This is a genomic window from Pseudomonas sp. BYT-1, assembly GCF_023611805.1.
GTDB classification, from domain to species: Bacteria; Pseudomonadota; Gammaproteobacteria; order Pseudomonadales; family Pseudomonadaceae; genus Aquipseudomonas; species Aquipseudomonas guariconensis.
In genome coordinates this window covers 5,232,046-5,255,872 of the sequence record NZ_CP072559.1, presented here as the reverse complement: position 1 = coordinate 5,255,872, position 23,827 = coordinate 5,232,046, and the positions used below count along the sequence as shown (strand labels likewise).

The window sequence follows — 23,827 nt, the reverse complement described above, 5'->3', positions numbered from 1 at the left end:
CATGAGTCGAGCAACTTCTTCCTGGTCGAAGCGCCTGGCACCCTGGGCCTTACCACTGCTGCTGTTGGCGGTGTGGCAGTTGGCGGTCGCCAGCGGCTGGCTGTCGACCCGCATCCTGCCGGCGCCGAGCGCGGTGGTCAGCGCCGGCGTCGAGTTGGTGCGCAGCGGCGAGATCTGGACGCACCTGGCCATCAGCGGCTGGCGCGCGGCCTTGGGCTTTGTGATCGGCGGCAGCATCGGCCTGGTGCTGGGCTTCATCACGGGTCTGTCGAACTGGGGCGAGCGTCTGCTCGACAGCTCGGTGCAGATGATCCGCAACGTGCCGCATCTGGCGCTGATTCCCCTGGTGATCCTGTGGTTCGGCATCGATGAGTCGGCCAAGATCTTCCTGGTGGCGCTGGGGACGCTGTTCCCCATCTACCTCAACACCTACCACGGCATCCGCAACGTCGACCCGGCGTTGGTAGAGATGGCGCGCAGCTATGGCTTGTCGGGCTTCGGCCTGTTCCGCCAGGTGATCCTGCCGGGCGCGCTGCCATCGATCTTGGTGGGCGTGCGCTTCGCCCTGGGTTTCATGTGGTTGACGCTGATCGTCGCCGAGACCATCTCGGCTAATGCCGGTATCGGTTACTTGGCGATGAATGCCCGTGAGTTCCTGCAAACCGATGTGGTGGTCCTGGCCATCGTCCTGTACGCCGTGCTCGGCAAGCTTGCCGACCTGGCCGCCCGTGGCCTGGAGCGTGTCTGGCTGCGCTGGCACCCGGCCTATCAACCGGCGAAGAAGGAGGGCGCATGACCGTGCTCAAGGAACAACCGCCGCGCTTGCTGCGCGGTATCCCCCTGGCTGTTCAGGGCGTGCGCAAGGCGTTTGGCCAGCGCGAGGTGCTGCGAGGCATCGACCTGCACATTCCGGCCGGCCAGTTCGTCGCTATCGTGGGGCGCAGTGGCTGCGGCAAGAGCACCTTGCTGCGCCTGCTGGCGGGCCTCGACCAGCCCAGCGCCGGCCAGTTGCTCGCCGGTGCCGCGCCCTTGGATCAAGCCCGCGAGGAAACCCGGCTGATGTTCCAGGACGCGCGCCTGCTGCCCTGGAAGAAGGTGATCGACAACGTCGGCCTGGGGCTGTCCGGCAACTGGCGCGCCGATGCGTTGCAAGCCTTGGAAGCGGTCGGCCTGGCCGAGCGCGCCCATGACTGGCCAGCGGCGTTGTCGGGCGGCCAGAAGCAACGTGTGGCCCTGGCCCGGGCACTGATTCACAAACCGCGCCTGTTGCTGTTGGACGAGCCACTGGGGGCGCTCGATGCCTTGACCCGGATCGAGATGCAGCAACTGATCGAACGGCTGTGGCACCAGCACGGTTTCACCGTGTTGCTGGTTACCCACGACGTCAACGAAGCCGTCGCCGTGGCAGATCGGGTGATTCTCATTGAAGACGGCGCCGTCGGCCTGGACCTGAGTGTCGACCTGTCGCGTCCGCGAGCGCGTGGATCGCACCGCCTGGCGGCGCTGGAAAGCGAAGTCCTCAACCGTGTTCTCGCCGTACCGGGCACGCCGCCCGAGCCGGAACCTGTAGCCCCTTTGCCCACGCAGCTGCGTTGGGCGCACTGAACCCAAGAAGCCCTAGAGAAGGAATCACATCATGACCATCAAAGCCATCAACGTTCGCAACCAGTTCAAAGGCACCGTGAAGGAAATCCTCGAAGGCCCGGTGCTTTCGGAAATCGACGTACAGACCGCCTCTGGCATCGTCACCTCGGTGATCACCACCCGTTCCGTGCGTGAGCTGGAACTGCAGGTGGGCAGCGAAGTGATCGCCTTCGTCAAATCCACCGAAGTGTCCATCGCCAAGTTGTAAGGGGGATGGGGCGCTGTGCGCCCCTCGCGCGACGCAAGGCCGCTCCTGCAGGGTGCACGATGCCCGGCAGCAGTGGCCTTGTGTCGTGAGAGGATCCGCAGCGGTCCTGTGGTTCAGCGCTTGGGCAGGAACGGCGGCAGGTACAGCCCCAGGTACGCCTCGAACACTCGCTTGCCTTCCTCGGCCATGCGTGGGGTGATCTGTTCGTGCAGTTGCATCGAGCGCGCATAGACCCGGTCGCTCAGCTCCATGGCCAGGGCGAATACATCCACATCCCTGGGCATCGCCGGTAACTGGAAGTGCTGGTCGAACAGCTTGTGCATCAGTTCGCCCAGCTCCAGGTCGTGCTGGCGGTCGGCCTGCACCACTTCGCTCAGGCCATGTTGGGCGAGGATCAGTTGGCGTGCGGCCGCATCTTCGTTGTAGATGTCCAGCATGCGCTGCTCGATCAGCCGTGACAGGTCGTGCCAAGTGCTGAACGCGCTGCTATCGATAGGGGCGCTCAGGGCTTCGCGAAACGCCAGATGCACGTCAGCGGTCAAGGCTTCGAGCAGCGCCGGTACGCTGGCGAAGAAGTGGTACACCGAAGACGGCGGGATCTGTGCCCGCTCGGCCACACTGTAGATCGACAGGCCCGCCACGCCTTGATCGGCCAACAGTCCGCGCGCCGCGGCGAGGATCGCGTCGATCCTGGCCTGGCTGCTGGCGCGTGGCTTGCGCGGGCTGGTGGCGCGGCTCATCAGTTGCTGATGGCCAGGATACTGGCCTGATAGGCACCCACGAACAGGTCGAAGTCACCGACTTCCTGCTGCTCCAGGCGCGACTGCTCGGCCAGCGACTCGCGCGCCAGGGTCTCGAAGGCCTGCTGGCGCTCGACGCTCAGCGGTTGCTCGCGGAAGGTTCCGGCATGCAGGCGGCTTTGACGCAGGGAGAACTGGACAAAGGTTTCGTTGTGTTCGGCCATGCGCGCCAGCACCTGGGCCGACGGCGTCAGGGAGGCATCGTCGACCTTGGCCTGCTGTGCGGCCAACGCGTTGGCGTGTTCTTCGCCGCCCTGGGCACGGTCGAGCAGTTCGGCCAGTGGGGCGATACGGGCGATCAGCTCGCTGGCCCAATCCTTCAGCCCGATGGGCTGGCCGTTGCGACGAAGTTCGAGGCCCGGACGGCGGCCTTCCTTGACCACGGTGAGGAAGTTGTTGGTGCACTGGCCGCATTCGCCACTTTCGAGCAGCGGGCTGTCGTCCAGGGCGCAGAACAGCAGGAAGGCATCGAGGAAACGTGCCTGGGGAAGATCGATACCCACTGGCAGGAACGGGTTGATATCCAGGCAACGCACTTCGACGTACTGCACGCCGCGGGAGGTCAGGGCCTGGATCGGACGTTCGCCGGTATAGGTGACGCGCTTGGGGCGAATGTTCGAGTAGTACTCGTTCTCGATCTGCAGGATGTTGGTGTTCAGCTGGACCCACTCGCCATCCTTGTGCGTGCCGATCTCGACATAGGGCGGGTAGGGCGTGCCGACCGCCTTGCGCAGGCTGTCGGTGTAGCTGGCCAGGTTGTTGTAGCAAGGCGTCAGGCCAGCCTGGGCATTGCTCTGGTAGCCCAGGTCGCTCATGCGCAGGCTGGTGGCGTAGGGTAGGTACAGGGTTTCGGCATCCAGCTCTTCGAGCTGATGCGGGTGGCCACGCAAGAAGCCTTTATCCAGGGCGGGCGATGCGCCGAACAGGTACATCAACAGCCAGCTGTAGCGGCGGAAGTTACGGATCAGGGCGATGTACGCCGCCGACTGATAGTCGCGGTCGTTTTCCTCGCTGCCTTCGGCTGCGCGCAGCAGCGGCCACAGCGCCTCGGGCAGGGAGAAGTTGTAATGGATGCCGGCGATGCACTGCATGGTGCGGCCGTAGCGCAGGGCAAGGCCCTTGCGGTAGACATGCTTGAGCTTGCCGATGTTGGAGGTGCCGTACTCGGCGATCGGGATGTCCTCCTCGGCCGGCAGCGTGCAGGGCATGGACGGGCTCCACAGGTACTCGTCGCCGAGCTTGGCATAGACGAAGCGGTGGATCTCGTCGAGGCTCTCGAGCACCTTGGCCGGGTCCGCCAGGGCGGGGGTGATGAACTCCAGCAGCGACTCGGAATAGTCAGTGGTGATCTGCTCGTTGGTCAGCGCCGAACCCAGGGCCTCCGGGTGCGGCGTTTGGGCCAGGCGACCTTCGTCGGTCACACGCAGGCATTCGCGCTCAATACCGTGCAGGCACTGCTTGAGCAGGGGGAGATTGGCGCCGAGCAGGCTCAGGCGGCGGTTGAGGAGTTCGCTCAAGATGTATTCCTTCACGCGTCAGTCGCCCCAATATGGGGGTAGGGATGACGGTCTACAAGGGTAGTTGGAAAAGGAACTGGCGTTGTCGCCTGGTTTGTCTGGGTTTTCAGCAGTGCCAGTGCCGACTGCGGCCGCGTCGCAGCCCATCGCAGGCCTCGCCATCACCCCCAGGACCTGATGTTTAGCCTGAGGACGCGGGCGAGGCCTGCAATGGGGCGCGCAGCGGCCCCGATACTCGATAACGCCGAAAATACCGCAGATAAGCCTTGGTGAGCTAGAGAACCGCGAAGGTTCCTTGTGCCTTGGCCACGCGCTTGTCGCCCTGGAATACGTCGGCGTCGACCACCAGTGTGCGGCGGCCGGCGTGCAGCACCTGGGCGGTGCACACGACTTCACCGTCACTGACTGCGCGCATGTAGTTGATCTTGCATTCGATCGTCACGCTCTGCTGATCGAAGCCATGGCTGGCCGAGCAGGCCAGGCCCATGGCGATGTCCACCAGGCTGAAGATCGCCCCGCCGTGCAGCTTCTGGCCGCGGTTGCGTAAGTGCGGCTCCAGCGTCAGGGCCACCTCGGCTACGCCCGTCTCCAGGCGTTGCAGGCGGCAGCCCAGGAGTTGGCTGAAGGCGCTTTCAACGTATTCGGCCGGGATCTGCATCACTTCTTCTTCAACTGCTTGGCGTTGGCGAACAGCGCGGCCATGGCGTTGTTGGCCGGTGCGGCTGCGGTTTCACGCGGGCGCGGTGCCTGTTGCTGGCGGTTGCCGCCATTGCCACGATTGCCACCACGGTTGCCTTCGACCTTCTCGCCGGGTGTGTCGCTCATGCGCATGGACAGGCCGACCCGCTTGCGCGGGATGTCCACTTCCATGACCTTGACCTTGACCACGTCGCCGGCCTTGACCGCCTCGCGCGGGTCCTTGACGAACTTTTCCGACAGCGCCGAGATGTGCACCAGGCCGTCCTGGTGCACGCCGATGTCGACGAAGGCGCCGAAGTTGGTGACGTTGGTCACCACACCTTCGAGGATCATGCCGGGCTCCAGATCCTTGAGGTCCTCGACCCCTTCCTGGAAGGTCGCGGTCTTGAACTCAGGGCGTGGATCGCGACCGGGCTTGTCCAGTTCCTGAAGAATGTCGGTGACCGTTGGCAGACCGAAGGTCTCGTCGGTGAACTTCTTCGGGTCCAGGCGCTTGAGGAATGCGCTGTCGCCGATCAGCGAGCGGATGTCGCGGTCGGTATCGGCGGCGATGCGCTGTACCAGCGGGTAGGCTTCCGGGTGCACCGCCGAGGCGTCTAGCGGGTTGTCGCCATTCATTACCCGCAGGAAGCCTGCGGCTTGTTCGAAGGTCTTCTCGCCCAGGCGGCTGACCTTCTTCAGCGCCGCACGGGTGGTGAACGGGCCGTTGGCGTCGCGATGGGCGACGATGTTCTGGGCCAGGGTGGCATTCAGGCCGGAGATGCGGGTCAGCAGGGCCACGGAGGCGGTGTTGACGTCCACGCCCACGGCGTTCACGCAGTCCTCGACCACCGCGTCCAGGCCGCGCGCCAGCTTCACCTGAGAGACGTCGTGCTGGTACTGGCCGACGCCGATGGATTTGGGGTCGATCTTCACCAGTTCGGCCAGCGGGTCCTGCAGGCGTCGGGCGATGGAGACCGCGCCACGGATCGAGACGTCCAGGTCCGGGAACTCGCGGGCTGCCAGCTCAGAGGCGGAGTAGACCGACGCGCCGGCCTCCGAGACCATGACCTTGGTGATCTTCAGGGCGGGGTATTTCTTGACCAGCTCGATGATCAGCTTGTCGCTCTCGCGGCTGGCGGTACCGTTGCCGATGGCGATCAGCTCCACCGAGTGCTTGGCGCACAGCGCGGCGAGAATGGAAAGGGTGCGGTCCCAGTCATTCTTCGGTGCGTGAGGGTAGACCGTGGTGTGGTCGAGCAGCTTGCCGGTGGCATCGACCACCGCGACCTTGCAGCCGGTACGCAGGCCCGGGTCGAAGCCCAGGGTGGCGCGAGGACCGGCGGGCGCAGCGAGCAGCAAATCGTGCAGGTTATGGGCGAAGACGTTGATCGCCTCGCTCTCGGCGTTGTCGCGCAGCTCGCCGAACAAGTCGGTTTCCAGGTGGGTGTACAGCTTGACCTTCCAGGTCCAGCGCACCACTTCGGCCAGCCACTTGTCGGCCGGACGGTTGCGGTTTTCCAGGCCAAAGTGGTTGCCGATCATCAGCTCGCAGGGGTGCAGTGTGCCTGGCAGTTCCTCGCCTACCTTCAGCGAGGCGGTCAGCACGCCTTCGTTGCGACCGCGGAAGATCGCCAGGGCGCGGTGCGAGGGCACGCTGCGCAGCAGTTCGTCGTGGGCGAAGTAGTCGCGGAACTTGGCGCCTTCTTCTTCCTTGCCGGCGACCACTCGGGCGCTGAGCACCGCTTCCTGCTTGAGGAACACGCGCAGCTTGTCGAGCAGGGCGGCGTCTTCGGCGAAGCGCTCCATGAGGATGTACTTGGCCCCTTCCAGGGCGGCCTTGACGTCGGCCACGCCCTTGTCGGCATCGACGAAACGCGCCGCTTCGGCTTCCGGGGTCAGTTGCGGGTCGTTGAGCAGACCGTCGGCCAGTTCGCCCAGGCCGGCTTCCAGGGCGATCTGGCCCTTGGTGCGGCGCTTTTGCTTATAGGGCAGGTAGAGGTCTTCAAGGCGGGTCTTGGTGTCGGCCAGCTTGATCTCGCGGGCCAGCTCCGGGGTCAGCTTGCCCTGCTCCTCGATGCTGGCCAGGATGCTGGCGCGGCGCTCGTCGAGTTCGCGCAGGTAGCGCAGGCGCTCCTCCAGGTGACGCAGCTGGGTGTCATCCAGGCTGCCGGTGACTTCCTTTCGGTAACGGGCGATGAAAGGCACCGTCGAGCCTTCGTCCAACAGGGCCACGGCCGCTTCGACCTGCTGCGGGCGAACGCCCAGTTCCTCGGCGATACGGCTGTTGATGCTGTCCATGAGAACCACCTGACAAATAATGAATGCTGGAGGCCGCAAGGGGGCATTCAGGCCCGGCGGCGCAGGGTGAAAGCGGCGCATTATACCCATCGTGCCGGGCTTGCGGTGATAGCGCCGGGCCAGCCTCGGCCAGGCGGGAAGTGGCGCCATGGGAAAAATCTGCTAACAATGCACACGGCACGCGTTGTCATGGCTACGCCATAATGCGCGGCGATACCAAAGGAGTTATTCATGACCAGCACCGCAAATACCGCTGAAGGCGAGAAGATTCTCATCGTCGATGACGATCCGGGGCTGAGCAGCCTGCTGGAACGTTTCTTCACCAGCAAGGGCTATCGTGCCCGCGCGGTGCCCAACACCGAGCAGATGGACCGCCTGCTGGCCCGTGAGGTCTTCAACCTGGTGGTGCTCGACCTGATGCTGCCCGGCGAGGACGGCCTCTCTGCCTGCAACCGCCTGCGCAAGGCCAACAACCAGATCCCGATCATCATGCTCACCGCCAAGGGCGACGAGCTCAGTCGCATCAAGGGCCTGGAGCTGGGGGCCGACGATTACCTGGGCAAACCTTTCAACCCGGACGAGCTGATGGCGCGAGTCAAGGCCGTGTTGCGTCGCCAGGCCCCGAGCGTACCAGGTGCTCCTGGCAGCGAGGACGAGACCGTCACGTTCGGCGACTACGAACTTTCACTGGCTACTCGCGAGCTCAAGCGTGGCGATGAAGTGCACATGCTGACCACCGGCGAGTTCGCCGTGCTCAAGGCGCTAGTCATGCACGCTCGCGAGCCGCTGACCCGCGACAAGCTCATGAACCTGGCTCGCGGCCGCGAGTGGGATGCGTTGGAGCGGTCCATCGATGTGCAGATCTCGCGCCTGCGCCGCATGATCGAGCCGGACCCTTCCAAACCGCGCTATATCCAGACCGTGTGGGGTGTAGGCTACGTCTTCGTGCCGGACGGAAACGCCAGCAAATGAACATGAGCCTGCAGGCTTGCCATCACGCACCAGGGCGACCCGATGGGGTCGCCCTGTTTGCGTCTGGATCAGGCCCGCACCCTGTCGAGCCCCGCCCGTGAGCGCAGCGCAGTAGTTGTCCAGATGAAAACGCCTCTTTGGTTCCCGCAAAGCTTCTTCGCCCGCACCCTGTGGCTGGTGCTGATCGTCGTCCTGTTCTCCAAGGCCTTGACGCTGGTGTACCTGCTGATGAACGAGGACGTGCTGGTCGATCGCCAGTACAGCCATGGCGTGGCCCTGACATTGCGCGCCTATTGGGCCGCCGACGAGGAGAACCGCGACAAGATCGCCGAGGCGGCAGGGTTGATCCGGGTCACCGGCTCCGGTGTGCCGGAGGGTGAGCAGCATTGGCCCTACAGCGAGATCTACCAACGCCAGATGCAGGCCGAACTTGGCGATGACACCGAGGTACGGTTGCGCATCCACGCGCCGCCTGCCTTGTGGGTCAACGCGCCGAGCCTGGGCCCCGGCTGGTTGAAGGTGCCCTTGTATCCGCACCCGCTGCGGGGGCAGAAGATCTGGAACGTGCTGGGCTGGTTCCTGGCCATCGGTTTGTTGTCCACCGCTTCGGCGTGGATCTTCGTGCGCCAGCTCAACCAGCCGCTCAAGCGATTGGTGTTCGCTGCCCGGCAGCTGGGCCAGGGGCGCAGCGTGCGGTTGCCGATCAGCGACACACCAAGCGAGATGACCGAGGTGTACCGGGCCTTCAACCAGATGGCCGAAGACGTCGAGCAGGCCGGACGCGAGCGTGAACTGATGCTGGCGGGAGTGTCCCATGACTTGCGCACCCCCCTGACCCGCCTGCGCCTGTCGTTGTCATTGATGGCTAACGACAGTGAGCTGACCGATGACATGGTCCGCGACATCGAGGATATGGATGCGATCCTCGACCAGTTCCTGGCCTTCATCCGCGATGGTCGGGACGAGCCGGTCGAAGTGGCCGATCTGGGCGCACTGGTTCGCGAAGTCGTGGCGCCTTACAACCAGCCGGAGGAGCGGGTGCGCCTGTGCCTGGAGCCGATTCCGCCGTTCCCGCTGCGTCGGGTGTCGCTCAAGCGCATGCTGGGTAACCTGATCGGTAATGCCTTGCATCATGCGGGCAAAGGGGTCGAAGTGGCGGCGTACGTGTCGGGTGACCAGAGCGCGCCGTATGTGGTGCTCAGCGTACTGGACCGAGGGACGGGGATAGACGAGTCGGAGTTGGAGACCATCTTCAACCCCTTCATCCGCGGAGATCGTGCCCGAGGCGGCAAGGGCACCGGGTTGGGGCTCGCGATCGTCAAGCGGATCGCGGCCCAGCACGGGGGCAATGTCGAGTTGCGCAATCGTTCCGGTGGCGGAATCGAAGCGCGGGTAAGGTTGCCATTGGGGTTGCTGTTGCCCCGTAACGCCGTTTGATGCCCTGTCATGGCTCCGCGGCTGTGTTGGCTCAGCCCTTGCCTTTGGTTCGTGTCTGGTTCGGCCCGCCGTTCTTCTCCAGATGTTCGATGATCATCCCGGCCACGTCCTTGCCGGTGGTGACTTCGATCCCCTCGAGCCCCGGCGAGGAGTTCACCTCCATCACCAGTGGCCCGTGATTGGAGCGCAGGATGTCCACCCCCGCCACGCTCAAACCCATGACCTTGGCCGCACGAATGGCGGTCATGCGCTCTTCGGGGGTGATCTTGATCAGGCTGGCGACGCCGCCGCGGTGTAGGTTGGAGCGGAACTCGCCAGGCTTGGCCTGGCGCTTCATCGACGCGATGACCTTGTCGCCGACGACGAAGCAGCGGATGTCGGCACCGCCCGCTTCCTTGATGTATTCCTGGACCATGATGTTCTGCTTCAGGCCCATGAATGCCTCGATCACCGATTCGGCGGCCTTGGTGGTTTCGCACAGCACCACGCCGATGCCCTGGGTGCCCTCGAGCACCTTGATCACCAAGGGGGCACCGTTGACCATCTGGATCAGGTCGGGGATGTCATCCGGCGAATGAGCGAAACCTGTGATCGGCAGGCCGATTCCGCGACGCGACAGCAGTTGCAGGGAGCGCAGCTTATCGCGTGAGCGGGCGATGGCCACCGACTCGTTGAGCGGATAGACACCCATCATCTCGAACTGGCGCAGCACCGCGCAGCCATAGAAGGTGACGGACGCGCCGATGCGCGGTATGACTGCGTCGAAACCTTCCAGCGGTTTGCCGCGATAGTGGATCTGCGGTTTGTGGCTGGCGATGTTCATGTATGCGCGCAGGGTATCGATCACCACCATCTCGTGACCACGCTGGGTACCGGCTTCGACCAGGCGGCGGGTGGAATACAGACGCGGATTGCGCGACAGCACAGCGATCTTCATGCAGCACCTGTGACAGGGGAAAGGGTGGCCGGAAAGGCCGGTTTGTCCTGAACGTACTTAAGGCCAGGATTGACTACCAGCTGGCCGTGAATCAGCGCCTTGGAACCGAGCAGCAGGCGATAGCGCATGTTTTTGCGACAGGCAAGGGTGAACTCCACCTCCCAGACCCGGTCGCCCAACGCCAGCGGCGTACGGATCACATAGCGGACCTGGGCTTGGCCGTTGGAGCTCTTGATGGTTTTCATCGTGACCAACGGGGCTTCGCAGCGACGGTGGCGAAGTTGCACCACTGACCCCAGATGAGCGGTGAAGCGCACCCAGGACTGGCCGTCGCGCTCGAACGGTTCTACGTCCGTGGCGTGCAGGCTGGAGGTGCTGGCGCCGGTATCGATCTTGGCGCGCAGGCCCGCCAGGCCGAGGTCGGGCAAGGCGACCCACTCGCGCAGGCCGATTACAGTCAGATGGTCAAATGTCTTCACGAAACACGCCCTGCGAATGAGGTGGTGAACTGTAAGCACGGCACGGACTTTTTGCATCCGCAAGTTACGGTAGTACAGTTCCGTGAAAGACAGAATTCGAGGTAATGGGATGGCCCACAAAGCGGAAGAAGACGACAAGGTACGCCTGGATAAATGGCTATGGGCGGCGCGGTTCTACAAGACCCGGGCCCTGGCCAAGGCGGCCATTGAGAGTGGCAAGGTGCATTGCCGGGGAGAACGCTGCAAGCCGGGCAAGGAGCCTCGGGTAGGTGACGAATTCGTGCTGCGTACCGGATTCGATGAACGTACCGTAGTGGTCAAGGCCTTGTCGGATGTACGTCGCGGAGCGCCGCAGGCGCAGGCCTTGTACGAAGAGACCGAAGAAAGCGTTCGGCGTCGTGAACAGGCTGCCCAGATGCGCAAGGCTGGCGCGCTCGGTGTGACCACCGATGGGCGGCCGACCAAGAAGCAGCGGCGCCAGATTCATCAGCTGCATGGCAGTTATGAATGAGTAGGGGCCGCAGCGCGGCCCCGAAGGCCATTCAGGCCGTGCGAATGACGCTCATCCTGCCCACCAGCGGCAATCGTGCCAGCCAGCTGAACAACGGGGCGGTCCATCGCAGTAACACCGCACTGGCTTTTGCCGCCAGCGGTGTGTAGCAGCTCCAGCCCAAGGCCAGCACGGCCATCAGCAATCCGCCGATATAGTCGTCCTGCCCCCAATGGGCGCCTGCCACCAGGCGCGGCAGCATGAACAGCAATGCCAGGCCCCAGATCACCAGCCGCTGCAGCAGGGTGCGGCTGAACAGGGTCATGAACAGCGCCCAGATCAACAGCACCGAAGCGTGATCGCCAGGGAAACTCTGGCTGGAGCGATCCTTCAGTTCCCACTTGGCTTCCAGATTCGGGTAGTAGTCGCTCAGATGGACTACGTTGTCGAAGACCATTGATGGGCTGTTGTGTTGCCAGCCCATGATCGCTACCCACTTGGAAAACAGTACGCGAACCACCACTAAGAGGAGCAGCGTTACCAGAAAACCGAAGAAGGCTTCGCGCACCTGGGTCGCCTTGAACACCCAATTGCCCCGGATCAGCAGGGCCAGCAAGATCAAGCCGACGACAATATCGAAAGGACGCAGACTGCCGATCGTCCAGACATATCGCCAGAGGGTATTGTCGGCCAACGGCGCGTTGAGGCTGTGGAACAGCCACTCGTCTAAAGTCAGACACAGGATCTGGCCAAAAGGCCATAACCAGAAACACAGTAGAGCAACAGGCAGCAGGGTACAGGCTACGAGGGGTCCCCAGGACCACCTTGCTTGGAACAGTGGTCGATTGTCCATAAAATACCTCTATTACCAACGGGGTTAAGAGCGTCTCGTGGACGCTCTGCCACGGGAGTCGTAATTCCCTGTAACCATTTTGTCATCATTTTTAGATAGCCAAAACCTATGAGCGATTTGCCGGATACCGACTTCACCCAACGTTTCATCTTCGACGACCGCGATATCCGCGGCGAGTGGGTGGCGCTCGAGCAGAGCTATGCCGACGTGCTGGCCCGTCATCCTTACCCTCAGCCGGTCGCCGTGCTGCTGGGTGAACTGATGGCGGCGACCGCGCTACTCGTGGGCGCACTCAAGTTCGATGGCCTGCTGGTGCTTCAGGCGCGCTCCCAGGGGCCCATTCCGCTGTTGATGGTCGAGTGCTCCAGCGATCGCGATATCCGCGGCATGGCGCGCTACGAGGCGGACCAGATCCCGGCCGACGCGACCCTGGCCCAGCTGATGCCTGACGGTCACCTGACCTTGACCATCGATCCGGTCAAGGGCCAGCGTTACCAGGGCACCGTGGACCTCGATGGCGCCAACCTGTCGGAGTGCTTCACCAATTATTTCGTCCAGTCCCAGCAGCTCAACACGCGCTTCTGGCTCGACGCCAAGGGTGGCAAGGCCCGTGGCCTGCTGCTGCAGCAGCTGCCGGTCGATCGCCAGCGCGACGAAGAAGAGCGCGAGGGCAGTTGGCAGCATGTCGTGGCCCTGGCAGGCACCCTCAAGCCTGAGGAGTGGTCTCTGGACAACGAAACCCTGCTGCACCGCCTCTACCATGAGGACGCCGTGCGTCTGTTCGACATCGAGCCCCTGCGCTTCCATTGCAGCTGCTCGCGCGAGCGTTCCGGCAATGCATTGGTGAGCCTTGGAGAAGAGGATGCCAAGGCATTGGTGGAAGAGTGTGGTGGCAAGGTCGAGATCGATTGCCAGTTCTGCAACGAGCGCTATTTCTTCGACGCGAGCGATGTGGCGCAATTGTTTGCAGGTGGTGGCACCGAGGCACCGTCAGATACTCAGCACTGAAACGGTTCACTACAGGAGAAACTCCTGTCGAATTGCGCAAAAGCGCAGTTCTGACAGGAGGGGCCTACTTTTTTTGGGCTTTTCTGGCATAATCCGGCCACTTTTTTCGCTGTAGTAGTTTGAAATAGACAACTACAAAACGTTTGGAGCACTCGGCCTTGGGCCGGATGGGGTATCTCATGACGCAAGCCAACAACACCGTGTACACCGACCTGACCGTCGATGAGCTGGTAAAAGAAGCGCTGTCCCGCGGTGAAGGCGAGCTGGCCGATACTGGCGCACTGGTTGTGAAAACCGGTCATCGTACCGGCCGTTCGCCGGCTGACCGTTTCATCGTCGACGAGCCCAGCACCTCCGGTGCCATTGCCTGGGGGCCGATCAACCGCAAGTTCCCGGCTGACAAGTTCGATGCTCTGTGGGCTCGCGTCGAGGCGTTCAACAACGCCCAAGAGCACTTCGTTTCCCACGTTCACGTAGGCGCTGCCGCCGAGCACTACCTGGCGGTCAAGATGACCACCCAGACTGCCTGGCAGAACCTGTTCGGCCGTTGCCTGTTCATCAATCCGGCCCAGTACAACCCGGCCGGTCGTGAAGAGTGGCAAGTGCTCAACGTCGCCAATTTCGAATGCGTTCCAGAGCGTGACGGCACCAACTCCGATGGTTGCGTGATCATCAACTTCGCCCAGAAGAAAGTGCTGATCGCTGGCATGCGTTACGCCGGCGAAATGAAAAAAGCCATGTTCTCTGTGCAGAACTTCCTGCTGCCAGCTGCCGACGTTCTGCCGATGCACTGCGCCGCCAACATCGGCGAAGCAGGTGATGTGACCCTGTTCTTCGGTCTGTCCGGCACCGGCAAGACCACCCTGTCGGCCGACGAGAGCCGTTACCTGATCGGTGACGACGAGCACGGTTGGGGCGAAGGCGTTGTCTTCAACATCGAAGGCGGCTGCTACGCCAAGTGCATCGACCTGTCCGAGAAGAACGAGCCGGTCATCTGGAAAGCCATCAAGCATGGCGCGGTGCTGGAAAACGTCGTTCTCGACGACGCCAAGCACGCCGACTACGCCGATGGCAGCCTGACTCAGAACAGCCGCGCCGCCTACCCGCTGGAGCACGTCGAGAAGCGTTCCGAGAAGAACCTGGGCGGCGAGCCGAACGCGGTCATCTTCCTGACCTGCGACCTGACTGGCGTTCTGCCTCCGGTTTCGATCCTGAACAATGAGCAGGCGGCCTACCACTTCCTGTCCGGCTACACCGCGCTGGTTGGTTCCACCGAGATGGGTTCGGGCGGCGGCATCAAGTCGACCTTCTCCACCTGCTTCGGCGCTCCGTTCTTCCCACGTCCGGCTGGTGAGTACGCTGAACTGCTGATCAAACGCATCAAAGGCTTCGGCTCCAAGGTCTACCTGGTCAACACCGGCTGGACCGGTGGTGGCTATGGCGTTGGCAAGCGTTTCAGCATCCCGACCACCCGTGCCGTGATCGCTGCGATCCAGAGTGGTGCCTTGATCGGTGCCGAGACCGAGCACCTGGACATCATCAACCTGGATGTGCCGAAGGCCGTTCCGGGCGTCGAAACCGTCCTGCTCAACCCACGCAACACCTGGGCTGACTCGGCTGCCTACGACGAGGCCGCCAAAGGCCTGGCCAATCTGTTCATCGAGAACTTCAAGAAGTTCGACGTCTCCGAGGCCATCAAGGCCGCTGGCCCGCAGCTGTAAGCACGCGAGCACGGACGAAAAAGCCGCCCCTCGGGGCGGCTTTTTTGTTTCTGGTCCTGAGCCGATGGTATGGTCACTGGAGCAATCGAGGGCTTGTCCGGTGATTGGGCTGCTGGGCAGCCCAACTGCTCCTAATGACGGCCGCAACCTCCACTCGCGTAACCAAGCCTGGGTAACCTATGACCGAATCCCCTCAGCGCAGCCATTTCAACCACTTCCATCCTATCCTCACCCGCCCCCACGACAACGACATCAATGGTCATATTGCCGGCGCGACGGTGCATGGCTACTTCGAGACGGCCATCCAGGCGTTTCTCGTCGAGCAGGCCGAGCTGGACTTGCGCGAGGGTGAACTGGTTGGCGTGGTGATCAGCTCGGCGGCGCAGTTCTATGCCTTGCCAGGGTTTCCCGATGTGCTCGAAGTGGGGTTGGGCGTGGTGCGCCTGGCAGGTAGCACGGTGGAGTACCACCTGGCGCTGTTCCGTCCAGGCGAGCCGCAAGCCTGTGCGGCGGGGACGGTGGTGCAGGTCTTCGTGGAGCGTGCCTCCGGCAACCCGGTGACCTTCCCCGACGCCCTGCAGGCGTCCCTGGCGGGCTTGCAGTTCAACCGCTGAGCCGCAAAGTCGACACCAACGAAAAGGCCCTGCCGGTCAGGGCAGGGCCTTTGCTTGACTGAATGATCAGTCGTCGTAACGCCAGTGGCGTTTGTGCTTGCGATGGCCGTAGTGATGGCCACGGTCCCAGTGACGGCGGCCGTCGTAGTCACGACGGTAGCGGCGGTCGTGACGATCGTCATCGTCGGCCTTGTTGCCCAGGTAGTTACCCAGGGCACCACCGGCACCACCACCTGCGGCTGCACCGATATGGCTACCGGTAGTGCCGCCCATCGAGCGACCGATTACGTTACCGCCGGCCGCGCCCAGTGCGCCACCGATGGCGGCCTCACCGCGCTGACGCTTGTCGGCACCCAGGGCACCGCCGGCCGCACCGCCCAGGCCGGCACCGATGGCGCCGCCGGTGCTACCACCGATGGAGTTACCTACTACGGAGCCGAGTACCCCACCCAATGCGCCGCCAATGCCGGCCTCGGTATTGCCACCGGCCATGGCAACGCCGCTGAGCAAGCTGAAAGACAACAACAGAATCGAGGAGTACTTCTTCATCGAGAGAGCCTCATAGGGATGACGAGGCGAATTTGAGGCTCGGCGAGGCGGCTGGCAATGGAAATCCGACGAGTAGCACGACTTGTACACAATTCTCTAACTTCTTGTTTTTTAGGTGAAACTTTCTCAAATTTTGCTTGTCTGAAGCTACTTGAGACAAAGCCCTGGCCGTTGCGCACAGGGCTTTTTTTATGGCTGTTCGCCAGCTTTCGAACAGAGGGGGGAGGCCGCGGTCTCGGGCGCGTTCATCCCTGCGACTGCTGCGCCACAGGGCTGTATACCCGTGGTGCGCTGTGTTTGGGCAAGTGGATGAGATTGAGATTGTGCTTACGCGCCCATTGCAGGGCCAGGCCGGTCGGTGCCGAGAGGCTGACCAAGGTCTGGATGCCGGCACGCAGGACTTTCTGGATCAGTTCGAGGCTGCAACGGCTGGTGACGATGGCCAGGCCACCCTCAGTATCGATGCGTTGGCGCAGCAGCGCGCCGATCAGCTTGTCCAGCGCGTTGTGGCGCCCGATGTCCTCACGGCCTAGTAGCAGCTCGCCGTCACGGTCCATGAACAGCGCCGCATGCACCGCGCCGCAGTGCTGCCCCAGGGGCTGGAAGGCATCGATGCGCTGGCGCAGCCCGGCCAACCAGTGCGCAGGAGGCAGGGGCGCACCGGGCAGCGTGGCCAGCTCGGGTAGCGCCTGCTCCAGGGCTTCGACGCCGCACAGACCGCAGCCGCTGGTGCCGGCTAGCTGACGGCGCTGGTTCTTCAGATTCCAGAAGGCGCGGCTGGAAATTTCCAGGTCGGCGTAGAGCGCCGAGCCACTGCCGGAGAGCTTCACGTCATAGATTTCGTCGGTGCTGGCGACGATACCGCTGCCGACGCTGAACCCGACGGCGAAGTCTTCCAGATGGGTAGGGCTGACCAGCATCACCGCCTGGTTCAGACCGTTGTAGACGATGGCCAGAGCCACCTCTTCGGCGAGCGGCGTGCTGTCGCGCACCTCGTCGGTGAGTTGTACGTAGTCGTAGGTATTACTGGCGGCAGGCAAGGCAAGAGGCATGGACGCCGCACAGACTGGGGGTTTGCTGTTCATCAGAGCGGATTACCGGCGGCTTGTTACCTGCACAAGCCTAGGCTTGCAGGCGGGCGACGTCTAGTCGCTAGGTTCTATCCCCTGATAGAGGACGTCGATTGGCTTGGCGAGGCGGATTGGCCAAGTCTGTCCTAGACTCCTGCTTCCCATGTTTGATCATCAAGGAGAGCGACATGAGCCTGTTCAGTTTCGTGAAGGAAGCCGGTGAAAAACTGATCGACTTGCTGACGCCCGGAAACGCCAACGCCGAGGCGCAGCTCAAGAAGCACGTCGAATCCGTCGGCTTGGGTAACCCGAACATCTCCGCCACCGTCCAGGGCGATACGATCGTGCTCAAGGGCGAGGTGGCGAGCCAGGAAGAAAAGGAAAAGATCATCCTGGCGGCGGGCAACATCGATGGCGTGGCATCAGTGGACGACCAGATCACCGTCACAGGGCCCGTGGCCCAGGCGGCACGCTTCGTCACGGTCAAGAAAGGCGATACCCTGAGCGCCATCGCGAAGGCCGAATATGGCGATGCCAACAAGTACAACAAGATCTTCGAGGCCAACAAGCCGATGCTCAAGCATCCGGACAAGATCTATCCGGGACAGGTGCTGCGCATTCCTGACTGATTGCCTGTTGTCCCGATGCGCGGATAAGCCCGCTCCCGTGTGATCGTCGTGGGAGCGGGTTCATCCGCGACTGCATGCTCACAGACCTTCCAGCAGTTGCCGGTAATCCTCCACCGCGGCGAACTCCTGAGTATTACGCGGTCCCGCCTTGCTGTCGGGCTGGCGCACGGCCAGCAAATGCTCCACGCCGAAGCGTCGCGCACTGCGCAAGATCGCCAGGGTGTCGTCGATGAACAGGCTGCGCGCAGGATCGAGGCCGATGTCCGCCTGCAGGGCGTCCCAGAACTGCGGGCTTTCCTTGGGAAATCCGTAGTCGTGGGAACTGATCAGCCGCTCGAAATAGGGCGCCAGCTCCACACGCTCGAGCTTCAGTGACAGCGAGTCGCGATGGGCATTGGTGATCAGCACCACGCGTTTGCCGGCTTGGCGGATTGCGGCGAGGAAGGTATCGGCGTCCGGGCGCAGCGCAATCAGGTCGGCGATTTCCTGTTTGAGCTCGCGGATCGGCAGGTTCAGCTCGCGGCTCCAGAAATCCAGGCAGTACCAATTGAGAGTGCCTGCATTGCGCTCGAACAGCGGCTGCAGCTCAAGTTCGGCCATGGCCCGGCTGACACCGTGCAGCTCGGCGTAGCGCTGGGGCAGGTGCTCCAGCCAGAACTGGTTGTCGTAGTGCAGGTCGAGCAGGGTGCCATCCATGTCCAGCAGGACGGTATCGATGGCGGACCAAGGAAGAACGGGCATGGGAAACTCTCGTTAGGTCGGCAAGCCACGGTATAGTAACCCGTTCACGCCAAGGAGCCGCCCCATGCGCCAGAAACCCACCGTCCTCGCCCGCGAGATCGTCGCCAGCAGCCGTCTGTTCCGCGTCGAAGCCGTGCAGTTGCGTTTTTCCAACGGTACCGAGCGGACCTACGAACGCCTGGTCGGTCGCGGCAATGGCTACGGCGCGGTGATGGTGGTGGCCATGCTCGATGCCGAGCACGCGGTGCTGGTGGAAGAATACTGTGGTGGCACCGATGAGTATGAATTGTCCTTGCCCAAGGGCCTGATCGAGCCTGGCGAGGACGTGCTGGCCGCAGCCAACCGTGAGCTCAAGGAAGAAGCCGGCTTCGGCGCGCGCCAACTGGAGCATCTCACCGAGCTGTCCCTCTCGCCTGGCTACATGAGCCAGAAGATCCAGGTGGTACTCGCCACCGATCTCTACGAAGAACGTCTGGAAGGAGACGAGCCCGAGCCGATGCGCGTGGACAAGGTCAATTTGCGTGAACTGTCGGCGCTGGCCATGCATCCGCAATTCTCCGAAGGCCGGGCGCTCGCAGCGCTGTACCTAGCCCGCGACCTGATGATCCAGCGGGGGTTGCTCAGCGTATGAACGATCAGCAATTGATGGACGAAGTCGTGAAACTGGCCCGTCTGGCGGGTGAGGCGATCTTGCCGTTCTGGCGCGCCGATGTGGCGGTGACGGCCAAGGCTGATGACTCGCCGGTGACCGCTGCCGACCTCGCCGCTCATCAGGTCATCGCGGACGGCTTGCAGGTGCTGGCCCCGCATATCCCGGTGCTGTCGGAGGAGGACTGCGAGATTCCGCTGGCCGAGCGCCAGGCCTGGCGCCGCTGGTGGTTGGTCGACCCGCTCGATGGCACCAAGGAGTTCATCGCCGGAAGCGAGGAGTTCACTGTCAACATCGCCTTGATCGAGGAGGGCGAAGTGGTGTTTGGTGTGGTGGCGATGCCGACCAATGGCCGCTGCTACTTCGGCGGCCGGGGGCTGGGCGCGTGGCGCGCCGAGGTGAATGGTTCTGCCGAATCGATCCGGGTGCGTCGGCAACCGCCGGAGGGCGGGCGCTTCACGGTGGTCGCCAGCAAGCGACATTCCAGCCCTCAGCAGGAAGCGCTGTTGGGCGGGCTGGGCAGCGCCGTTGGCGAGCTTGAACTGGCCAATGTCGGCAGTTCGCTGAAATTCTGCCTGTTGGCCGAAGGGGCCGCGGATTGCTATCCGCGACTGGCGCCGACCTCCCAGTGGGATACCGCTGCTGCCCAGGGTGTGTTGGAAGGTGCCGGGGGCGAGGTCATCGGGCTGGATGGCCAGCCCTTCCGCTACCCGGCGCGTGAATCCCTGCTCAATGAATTCTTCCTGGCCTTGCCTGGCGCGGCTGCGTGGCGTCCGGCCTTGTTGCAATTGGCAGCGGCCATCGGTCGCTGAGTTCTTTAGGACTCAAGGCGTCCCCCGGCAGCGGCAAGCCTAGCGATGCAACACGTATTGTCCGCTGAACTTCACGGCGGGCTCATCGCTGCCCGCGTTGCAGACGATCGTCTCGAGGGTCAGGCGAGCCCGTCCGCGGCGCTGGTACATCGCCACGAAACGCTCCCAGGTCTTGTCTTCCGGTGCTTCGCAGCGTGCCACGGCCGTGTCGGTTACCGGCAGCGGGTAGCTGATCTGGCCTTCCTGGATGACGATATGCCCGTCATCGATTCCCAGCTCACGCAAGCGCAGGTGCAACCAGCCCCATCCTACCAGCACCGCACCGCAATACAGGCTGCCACCGAACATGGTGCTCTTGTGATTGACGTTGGGCGCCAACGGCAATTGCAGGCGCAGGCAGTGGTCCTCCCAGCCAATGACTTCCATGCCCATCTCCCGGGTCAGGGGAATGTCGCTGTGCAGTACGGACTGCAGGTACTGGCTGTCGGTGGTCATGGGCGGGTTTCCTCCTGATCGTCGTGTCCGCTGGCGCCGCCTTCGAAATTCAGGCCATGCTTGCGCAGCTTGTCGTGCAGAGTCTTGCGCGGGATGCCGAGGGCTTCGGCAAGGCTGCGCAGGGAGTTGTGGGGTTGGGCCAGCTCGGCGGCGATCAATGATCGCTCGAACTGTTCGACCTGTTCGCTGAGCGTGCCGCTGCGCTCAGCTTCGTGGGCTGTGTGAGTGCTGGGCGCCTGGCCGTCGAGGGCCAGCTCCAGACCCAGTGCGAAGCGCTCCGCAGCGTTCTGCAGCTCGCGCACGTTCCCTGGCCAGTCGTGACGCAGCAGCAGGGCACGCTGGGCCGGTTGCAGGCTGTGGGCCGGCAGGCCATGGCGTGCGCTGGCGGCATCGGCGAAGTGCTGGAACAGCACCAGGATATCGTCACCACGCTCGCGTAGCGGCGGGATGCGCAGCGGTGCCACATTCAGGCGGTAATACAGGTCGGCGCGAAAGCGCCCTTGGTCGGCGGCTTGGCGCAGGTCTTCCTTGGTGGCGGCGATGATGCGGATGTCCAATGGGATGAGCTGGTTGCCACCCAAGCGCTCCACCACCCGCTCCTGTAACAGGCGCAACAGCTTGACCTGCACCTCCAGGCTCATGCTTTCGATTTCATCGAGGAACAACGTCCCACCATTGGCGAACTCGAACTTGCCGATGCGGCGCTTCTGCGCGCCGGTAAAGGCGCCGGGTTCATGGCCGAACAGCTCGCTCTCGACCACCGACTCGGCCAGGGCACCGGCGTTGATCGCCACGAAAGGCCCCTCGCGGCGGCTCGACAGGTCGTGCAGCGCACGGGCCACCACCTCTTTGCCGGCGCCGGTCTCGCCGAGGATCAGCACGTCCGCGCGGGTGGCGGCCAGGGCGCCGATCTGCTCGCGCAGGCGCTGTATGGCCGGCGACTGGCCAACCAGACGCGTGGACAGCTCCTGGCGGTCGCTCAGGGCCAGGCGCAGGCTACGGTTGTCCAGCACCAGACGGCGCAAGGCCAGGGCGCGGCGTACGCTGTCGAGCAGGGCATCGCTGGCAAAGGGCTTTTCGAGAAAATCATAGGCCCCGGCGCGCATGGCCTGCACGGCCAGCGGCACATCGCCGTGGCCGGTGATCAGCAGCACCGGCAGGTCACTGTCACGCCCATGCAGTTGCTCCAGCAGTTGCAGGCCATCGATGCCGGGCATGCGGATGTCACTGACCACCACGCCAGGCCAGTCCGCAGCGATGCGCTCGGCCAAGCCCTGGGCGTCGGCCAGCGTCACGACTTTCAGGCCGGCCAGGTCCAGGGTCTGCCCCAGGGCCTGGCGCAGGTGCGGGTCATCGTCCACCAGGATGACCTGGGTGCGGCTGTCGATGAGTGTCTCGGTCGTCATGCCGAGGGGTCCTCCGAAGGTTGCAGGTTCGCGCCGGGCGTGGCCACGCGCAGCTGCAGGGTGAGCAGTGCGCCGCCTTCCGGGTGGTTGCCGAGCAGCAGTTCGCCACCCAGGGCTCGCATCAGGCTTTCACAGATCGCCAGGCCCAGGCCCAGGCCTTGGGTGCGGGTCTTTGTGGTGAAGAAGGGTTCCTTGGCGTGCTCCAGGGCCTGGCTGCTGAAGCCTGGGCCGTTGTCGCGGATGTACAGGTAGACGTAGCCGTCGCGGGTTTCGGCACTGAGCCACAGCTTGCGCGGGTTGGCTTTCTCGGTCAGGGCGTCGAGGGCGTTGGCCAGCAGGTTGCCGAGCACCTGGCGCAGGCGGGTTTCGCCGGCCTGGACCCAGAGTGTGGCGTCGGGTAGGTCGCGGACCAGCTCCACGGCCATGGCCCGGCGGCGCTTGGCCAGCAACGCCAGGGCGTCATCGAGCGCCGGTTGCAGGGCGACGCTTTCCGGGGCGTGGCGGTCGCGACGGGCGAATGCACGCAAGTGGGTGATGATCGAGGCCATGCGCCCGGTCAGCTCACCGATCAGCTTGAGGTTGCCACGGGCATCTTCGATGCGTTGATGATCGAGCAGGATCTCGGCGTTTTCGGCATAGCTGCGGATAGCGGCCAATGGCTGGTTGAGCTCATGGCTGATGCTGGCCGACATGGTGCCCAGCACCGACAGCTTGCCGGCCTGGACCAGCTCGTCCTGAGCGCGGACCAGCTCCTGTTGGGCCTGTTCTCGCTCAAGTACTTCCTTCTTCAGGCGGGTGTTGAGGCCTTCGAGGTCGGCGGTGCGCTCCATTACGCGCTTTTCCAGCTCCTGGCGGCCGCGGGCTTCGAAGTCGATACGGTCGATGTAGTGGCGTCGGCGCTGCATCACCAGGCCTGCCAGCAGCATCAGCACCAGCAAGGCGGCCGCACCGATGGCCATGACCGTCTGCACGGAGCGGTCGACCAGCGTGCGCGGGGCGAGGATGCTGACTTGCCAGCCGGTTTCGTTGATGCTGCGGGTCTGGATCAGCCAGGCAGCGGTGTCGAGGTTGAGCGGCTGCGGGGCCTGGGTCGGGTAGGGCTGGATGGCGATGATCGCCTCGCGCTCGGCGGCGGTCAGCGCCCGGGTGGCGCGAAAGCGCCAGTCAGGTCGCGAGGTCAGCACCACTACGCCATTCTGGTCGGTGAGCAGCAGTTGCTCTGGGGTGCGACCCCACAGGGTTTCGGTGTGGTCCAGGTCAACCTTGACGACCAGCACGCCGACGATCTTGTCCCGCTCGTGCACGGCAGCGGCGAAGAAATAGCCACGCTTGGCCGAGGTGGTGCCTTGGCCGAAGAATCTTCCCAGGCGCCCCTGCATGGCTTCGAGGAAGTACGGCCGGAAGGCGAAGTTGCGGCCCACGAAGCTGTCGTGTTTGTCCCAGTTGGAGGCGGCCAGGGTATTGCCGCTGACGTCCATCAGATACATGACCTCGGCGCCGGTTTGCTCGACGATCTCCTTGAGCAGGCGGTTGGCGTTGGTCACCGCTTCGGTCTTGAACGGGTCGTGGAGCGCACCGCGCAGGGCTGGCAGGTCGCCTAGGATCTGCGGCAAGGTCTCGTAGCGGTGCAGGGTGCCCAGCAGGTTGGCGACATAGAGGTCGAGGGTCTGGCGGTTTTGTGAGGCCAGTTCCTCCTGGTAGTAACGCTCGGCCAGGTGATGCAGCGGCCAGAGCAGCGGAGCCAGGCACAGGGCCAGCAGGGCGAGGCTGCGCCAGCGGGGACGGCGTGGAGGCGTGGAGGTCGAAATCATCAAGGG

At 63.6% G+C, this 23,827-nt stretch carries 25 protein-coding genes; 12 read left to right on the top strand and 13 right to left on the bottom strand.

The genetic code is table 11. The features are described from left to right. Nucleotide 1 precedes the first annotated feature (1 nt). From ssuC to J5X93_RS24650, 3 genes are read left to right on the top strand one after another with little or no spacing between them, the layout of a single operon-like run. Nucleotides 2-796 carry an aliphatic sulfonate ABC transporter permease SsuC gene (gene ssuC / locus J5X93_RS24660; protein WP_043208290.1) on the top strand — a complete coding sequence of 265 codons (795 nt, stop codon included), beginning with the start codon at nt 2-4 and terminating at the stop codon, nt 794-796. Then, nucleotides 793-1,605, top strand: coding sequence for an aliphatic sulfonates ABC transporter ATP-binding protein (gene ssuB / locus J5X93_RS24655; RefSeq protein ID WP_090344330.1), 813 nt, complete (start codon nt 793-795; stop codon nt 1,603-1,605). The genes ssuC and ssuB overlap by 4 nt, the downstream gene beginning before the upstream one ends. Nucleotides 1,606-1,636: 31 nt before the next feature. Further along, nucleotides 1,637-1,852 (top strand): TOBE domain-containing protein, encoded by a 216-nt coding sequence (locus J5X93_RS24650; RefSeq protein WP_003255829.1) that lies wholly within the window; start codon nt 1,637-1,639, stop codon nt 1,850-1,852. A 113-nt stretch (nt 1,853-1,965) separates the two neighbouring features. Here J5X93_RS24650 and J5X93_RS24645 read toward each other — a convergent pair whose 3' ends face one another. The 4 genes from J5X93_RS24645 to J5X93_RS24630 form a co-directional block, all read right to left on the bottom strand. Beyond that, nucleotides 1,966-2,592 (bottom strand): TetR/AcrR family transcriptional regulator, encoded by a 627-nt coding sequence (locus tag J5X93_RS24645; RefSeq protein ID WP_250034172.1) that lies wholly within the window; start codon nt 2,590-2,592, stop codon nt 1,966-1,968. After that, nucleotides 2,592-4,169 (bottom strand): glutamate--cysteine ligase, encoded by a 1,578-nt coding sequence (gene gshA / locus J5X93_RS24640; RefSeq protein WP_250034170.1) that lies wholly within the window; start codon nt 4,167-4,169, stop codon nt 2,592-2,594. The genes J5X93_RS24645 and gshA overlap by 1 nt, the downstream gene beginning before the upstream one ends. A gap of 274 nt (nt 4,170-4,443) precedes the next feature. Continuing rightward, nucleotides 4,444-4,827, bottom strand: coding sequence for a PaaI family thioesterase (locus J5X93_RS24635; RefSeq protein ID WP_052352403.1), 384 nt, complete (start codon nt 4,825-4,827; stop codon nt 4,444-4,446). Continuing rightward, nucleotides 4,827-7,148 carry a Tex family protein gene (locus tag J5X93_RS24630; protein ID WP_043208296.1) on the bottom strand — a complete coding sequence of 774 codons (2,322 nt, stop codon included), beginning with the start codon at nt 7,146-7,148 and terminating at the stop codon, nt 4,827-4,829. Before J5X93_RS24630 ends, J5X93_RS24635 begins: the two co-directional genes overlap by 1 nt. Before the next feature lie 231 nt (nt 7,149-7,379). Between J5X93_RS24630 and ompR the strand changes: the two genes are divergently transcribed. Both ompR and J5X93_RS24620 read left to right on the top strand, forming a co-directional pair. Then, the gene (gene ompR, locus J5X93_RS24625; RefSeq protein WP_043208299.1) at nt 7,380-8,120 is read left to right on the top strand and encodes an osmolarity response regulator transcription factor OmpR; all 741 of its coding nucleotides are present in this window, start codon (nt 7,380-7,382) and stop codon (nt 8,118-8,120) included. 123 nt (nt 8,121-8,243) lie between these two features. Beyond that, a complete protein-coding gene (locus J5X93_RS24620) occupies nt 8,244-9,557 on the top strand; it encodes an ATP-binding protein (protein ID WP_070572020.1) in 1,314 nt (437 codons plus the stop codon). A 31-nt stretch (nt 9,558-9,588) separates the two neighbouring features. Here the strand turns inward: J5X93_RS24620 and rimK are convergent, their stop codons facing one another. Both rimK and rimB read right to left on the bottom strand, forming a co-directional pair. Then, nucleotides 9,589-10,494, bottom strand: coding sequence for a 30S ribosomal protein S6--L-glutamate ligase (gene rimK / locus J5X93_RS24615; RefSeq protein ID WP_043208300.1), 906 nt, complete (start codon nt 10,492-10,494; stop codon nt 9,589-9,591). After that, complete coding sequence (gene rimB, locus J5X93_RS24610; protein WP_043208301.1) at nt 10,491-10,973, bottom strand: retropepsin-like aspartic endopeptidase RimB; 483 nt, start codon at nt 10,971-10,973, stop codon at nt 10,491-10,493. The genes rimK and rimB overlap by 4 nt, the downstream gene beginning before the upstream one ends. Before the next feature lie 109 nt (nt 10,974-11,082). Here rimB and J5X93_RS24605 point away from each other — a divergent pair, with 109 nt between their 5' ends. Further along, nucleotides 11,083-11,484: an RNA-binding S4 domain-containing protein gene (locus tag J5X93_RS24605; protein ID WP_043208302.1), complete on the top strand. Its 402-nt coding sequence runs from the start codon at nt 11,083-11,085 to the stop codon at nt 11,482-11,484. 31 nt (nt 11,485-11,515) lie between these two features. Here the strand turns inward: J5X93_RS24605 and J5X93_RS24600 are convergent, their stop codons facing one another. Next, a complete protein-coding gene (locus J5X93_RS24600) occupies nt 11,516-12,316 on the bottom strand; it encodes a phosphatase PAP2 family protein (protein ID WP_090344339.1) in 801 nt (266 codons plus the stop codon). A gap of 108 nt (nt 12,317-12,424) precedes the next feature. Here J5X93_RS24600 and hslO point away from each other — a divergent pair, with 108 nt between their 5' ends. The 3 genes from hslO (at nt 12,425) to J5X93_RS24585 (ending at nt 15,659) form a co-directional block, all read left to right on the top strand. Continuing rightward, on the top strand, nt 12,425-13,324 hold the full coding sequence (gene hslO / locus J5X93_RS24595) for an Hsp33 family molecular chaperone HslO (RefSeq protein WP_043208307.1): 900 nt from the start codon (nt 12,425-12,427) through the stop codon (nt 13,322-13,324). A gap of 179 nt (nt 13,325-13,503) precedes the next feature. Beyond that, entirely contained in the window at nt 13,504-15,045 is a 1,542-nt protein-coding gene (locus J5X93_RS24590) for a phosphoenolpyruvate carboxykinase (RefSeq protein ID WP_043208309.1), read from the top strand. Between the two features lie 179 nt (nt 15,046-15,224). Next, the gene (locus J5X93_RS24585) at nt 15,225-15,659 is read left to right on the top strand and encodes an acyl-CoA thioesterase (protein WP_250034168.1); all 435 of its coding nucleotides are present in this window, start codon (nt 15,225-15,227) and stop codon (nt 15,657-15,659) included. Nucleotides 15,660-15,725: 66 nt separating this feature from the next. Here J5X93_RS24585 and J5X93_RS24580 read toward each other — a convergent pair whose 3' ends face one another. Together J5X93_RS24580 and fdhD are read right to left on the bottom strand one after the other, a co-directional pair. After that, nucleotides 15,726-16,208, bottom strand: coding sequence for a glycine zipper domain-containing protein (locus J5X93_RS24580; protein ID WP_043208314.1), 483 nt, complete (start codon nt 16,206-16,208; stop codon nt 15,726-15,728). Nucleotides 16,209-16,453: 245 nt separating this feature from the next. After that, nucleotides 16,454-17,293, bottom strand: a complete 840-nt coding sequence (gene fdhD, locus J5X93_RS24575) for a formate dehydrogenase accessory sulfurtransferase FdhD (RefSeq protein ID WP_043208317.1) — start codon at nt 17,291-17,293, stop codon at nt 16,454-16,456. A gap of 173 nt (nt 17,294-17,466) precedes the next feature. Between fdhD and lysM the strand changes: the two genes are divergently transcribed. After that, nucleotides 17,467-17,907: a peptidoglycan-binding protein LysM gene (gene lysM / locus J5X93_RS24570; protein WP_043208319.1), complete on the top strand. Its 441-nt coding sequence runs from the start codon at nt 17,467-17,469 to the stop codon at nt 17,905-17,907. Nucleotides 17,908-17,985: 78 nt separating this feature from the next. Here the strand turns inward: lysM and yrfG are convergent, their stop codons facing one another. Beyond that, a complete protein-coding gene (gene yrfG, locus J5X93_RS24565) occupies nt 17,986-18,648 on the bottom strand; it encodes a GMP/IMP nucleotidase (RefSeq protein WP_250034165.1) in 663 nt (220 codons plus the stop codon). A gap of 64 nt (nt 18,649-18,712) precedes the next feature. On the opposite strand from yrfG, the gene nudE reads away from it, so the two are divergent. Together nudE and cysQ are read left to right on the top strand one after the other, a co-directional pair. Continuing rightward, nucleotides 18,713-19,279 carry an ADP compounds hydrolase NudE gene (gene nudE / locus J5X93_RS24560; RefSeq protein WP_043208324.1) on the top strand — a complete coding sequence of 189 codons (567 nt, stop codon included), beginning with the start codon at nt 18,713-18,715 and terminating at the stop codon, nt 19,277-19,279. Continuing rightward, entirely contained in the window at nt 19,276-20,109 is an 834-nt protein-coding gene (cysQ, locus tag J5X93_RS24555) for a 3'(2'),5'-bisphosphate nucleotidase CysQ (RefSeq protein ID WP_043208327.1), read from the top strand. Before nudE ends, cysQ begins: the two co-directional genes overlap by 4 nt. A gap of 39 nt (nt 20,110-20,148) precedes the next feature. Here cysQ and J5X93_RS24550 read toward each other — a convergent pair whose 3' ends face one another. The 3 genes from J5X93_RS24550 to J5X93_RS24540 are packed head-to-tail and all read right to left on the bottom strand — an operon-like array spanning nt 20,149 to nt 23,821. Further along, complete coding sequence (locus J5X93_RS24550) at nt 20,149-20,604, bottom strand: thioesterase domain-containing protein (RefSeq protein WP_043208329.1); 456 nt, start codon at nt 20,602-20,604, stop codon at nt 20,149-20,151. After that, on the bottom strand, nt 20,601-22,010 hold the full coding sequence (locus J5X93_RS24545) for a sigma-54-dependent transcriptional regulator (protein WP_182816679.1): 1,410 nt from the start codon (nt 22,008-22,010) through the stop codon (nt 20,601-20,603). The genes J5X93_RS24550 and J5X93_RS24545 overlap by 4 nt, the downstream gene beginning before the upstream one ends. Then, nucleotides 22,007-23,821, bottom strand: coding sequence for a sensor histidine kinase (locus J5X93_RS24540; protein ID WP_043208333.1), 1,815 nt, complete (start codon nt 23,819-23,821; stop codon nt 22,007-22,009). The genes J5X93_RS24545 and J5X93_RS24540 overlap by 4 nt, the downstream gene beginning before the upstream one ends. Nucleotides 23,822-23,827 lie beyond the last annotated feature (6 nt).

Excerpts from the sequence above, each read along its gene's own strand:
- J5X93_RS24635 (WP_052352403.1), bottom strand. The coding sequence starts at position 4,827 with ATGCAGATCCCGGCCGAATACGTTGAAAGCGCCTTCAGCCAACTCCTG.
- J5X93_RS24540 (WP_043208333.1), bottom strand. The coding sequence starts at position 23,821 with ATGATTTCGACCTCCACGCCTCCACGCCGTCCCCGCTGGCGCAGCCTC.
- J5X93_RS24600 (WP_090344339.1), bottom strand. The coding sequence starts at position 12,316 with ATGGACAATCGACCACTGTTCCAAGCAAGGTGGTCCTGGGGACCCCTC.
- nudE (WP_043208324.1), top strand. The coding sequence starts at position 18,713 with ATGCGCCAGAAACCCACCGTCCTCGCCCGCGAGATCGTCGCCAGCAGC.
- J5X93_RS24620 (WP_070572020.1), top strand. The coding sequence starts at position 8,244 with ATGAAAACGCCTCTTTGGTTCCCGCAAAGCTTCTTCGCCCGCACCCTG.
- lysM (WP_043208319.1), top strand. The coding sequence starts at position 17,467 with ATGAGCCTGTTCAGTTTCGTGAAGGAAGCCGGTGAAAAACTGATCGAC.
- ompR (WP_043208299.1), top strand. The coding sequence starts at position 7,380 with ATGACCAGCACCGCAAATACCGCTGAAGGCGAGAAGATTCTCATCGTC.
- J5X93_RS24590 (WP_043208309.1), top strand. The coding sequence starts at position 13,504 with ATGACGCAAGCCAACAACACCGTGTACACCGACCTGACCGTCGATGAG.
- J5X93_RS24645 (WP_250034172.1), bottom strand. The coding sequence starts at position 2,592 with ATGAGCCGCGCCACCAGCCCGCGCAAGCCACGCGCCAGCAGCCAGGCC.
- hslO (WP_043208307.1), top strand. The coding sequence starts at position 12,425 with ATGAGCGATTTGCCGGATACCGACTTCACCCAACGTTTCATCTTCGAC.
- fdhD (WP_043208317.1), bottom strand. The coding sequence starts at position 17,293 with ATGAACAGCAAACCCCCAGTCTGTGCGGCGTCCATGCCTCTTGCCTTG.
- J5X93_RS24550 (WP_043208329.1), bottom strand. The coding sequence starts at position 20,604 with ATGACCACCGACAGCCAGTACCTGCAGTCCGTACTGCACAGCGACATT.
- yrfG (WP_250034165.1), bottom strand. The coding sequence starts at position 18,648 with ATGCCCGTTCTTCCTTGGTCCGCCATCGATACCGTCCTGCTGGACATG.
- J5X93_RS24580 (WP_043208314.1), bottom strand. The coding sequence starts at position 16,208 with ATGAAGAAGTACTCCTCGATTCTGTTGTTGTCTTTCAGCTTGCTCAGC.
- cysQ (WP_043208327.1), top strand. The coding sequence starts at position 19,276 with ATGAACGATCAGCAATTGATGGACGAAGTCGTGAAACTGGCCCGTCTG.
- ssuB (WP_090344330.1), top strand. The coding sequence starts at position 793 with ATGACCGTGCTCAAGGAACAACCGCCGCGCTTGCTGCGCGGTATCCCC.
- J5X93_RS24650 (WP_003255829.1), top strand. The coding sequence starts at position 1,637 with ATGACCATCAAAGCCATCAACGTTCGCAACCAGTTCAAAGGCACCGTG.
- J5X93_RS24605 (WP_043208302.1), top strand. The coding sequence starts at position 11,083 with ATGGCCCACAAAGCGGAAGAAGACGACAAGGTACGCCTGGATAAATGG.
- rimK (WP_043208300.1), bottom strand. The coding sequence starts at position 10,494 with ATGAAGATCGCTGTGCTGTCGCGCAATCCGCGTCTGTATTCCACCCGC.
- J5X93_RS24630 (WP_043208296.1), bottom strand. The coding sequence starts at position 7,148 with ATGGACAGCATCAACAGCCGTATCGCCGAGGAACTGGGCGTTCGCCCG.
- J5X93_RS24545 (WP_182816679.1), bottom strand. The coding sequence starts at position 22,010 with ATGACGACCGAGACACTCATCGACAGCCGCACCCAGGTCATCCTGGTG.
- J5X93_RS24585 (WP_250034168.1), top strand. The coding sequence starts at position 15,225 with ATGACCGAATCCCCTCAGCGCAGCCATTTCAACCACTTCCATCCTATC.
- ssuC (WP_043208290.1), top strand. The coding sequence starts at position 2 with ATGAGTCGAGCAACTTCTTCCTGGTCGAAGCGCCTGGCACCCTGGGCC.